This is a genomic window from Streptomyces sp. SID3343 (assembly GCF_009865215.1).
Taxonomy (GTDB): Bacteria; Actinomycetota; Actinomycetes; order Streptomycetales; family Streptomycetaceae; genus Embleya.
This window is the reverse complement of the sequence record NZ_WWJX01001547.1, coordinates 1-1,002: the sequence shown is the minus strand read 5'-3', so window position 1 is coordinate 1,002 and position 1,002 is coordinate 1. Positions and strand designations below refer to the sequence as shown.

Annotated in this window: 1 protein-coding gene; it reads right to left on the bottom strand. The window is 73.0% G+C overall.

The window, feature by feature from the left end:
- Window positions 1-1,002: type I polyketide synthase (locus GT354_RS49140; RefSeq protein ID WP_161364651.1), on the bottom strand; the 1,002-nt coding region annotated here is incomplete at both ends.

Genomic DNA, 1,002 nt, shown 5'->3' with positions numbered 1-1,002 from the left:
ACGCCTTGCAGCGCCCGTCCACGGACAGGCCGCGTTGGCGGGAGAACTCGGTGAACGCGCCGGGTGACGCCATCACCGCGACCCCGCCCGCGACCGCGAGATCGCTCTCGCCGAGCCGCAGCGACTGAGCGGCCAGGTGCAGGGTGACCAGTGACGACGAGCACGCCGTGTCGATCGTGACGGCGGGTCCCTCGAAGCCGAACGAGTACGAGATCCGGCCCGAGGCCACGCTGCCCGCGTTGCCGTTGCCGACGTATCCCTCCAGGGACGCGGGCACGTTGCCGGGGTGCGGCGCGTAGTCGTGGTACATCACTCCCGCGAACACGCCCGTGCGGCTGCCGCGCAGCGTGGTCGGGTCGATGCCCGCGCGTTCGATGACCTCCCACGTGGTTTCCAGGAGCAGTCGCTGCTGGGGGTCGGTGGCGAGTGCCTCGCGCGGGGAGATCTCGAAGAAGTCCGCGTCGAAATCGGCGGCTTCGTGGAGGAATCCGCCGTGTCGGGTATAGGACTTGCCGGCCGCCGTCGGGTCGGGGTCGAACAGGTCGTCGACGTCCCAGCCTCGGTCGGTCGGGAACTCGCCGACCGCGTCCGTGCCGGAGTCGACCAGGCGCCACAGGTCACTGGGCGACTCGACGCCGCCGGGCAGCCGGCACGCCATGCCGACGATGACGATCGGGTCGTCGGCGACCCCGGCGGCGCTCCGGGCGGCCGACGCGACGGGTGTCGACGCCGCGTCGTCGGGGACCAGTTCCCCGCGCAGGAAGTCGGCGAGCGCCGTCGGCGTCGGGTAGTCGAAGATCAGCGTCGCGGGCAGGCGTAGCCCGGTGGCGGCGTTGAGCCGGTTGCGCAGTTCGACGGCGGTCAGCGAGTCCGTTCCGAGGTCGCCGAACGCCCGGCGCGCGCCGATCGCTTCGGGGTCGGCGCCCAGGACGCCGGCCACCTCGGCCCGGACCAGGTCCACGAGGACCTGGTCGCGCTCGGCCCGGGCGAGTCCGGCCAGGC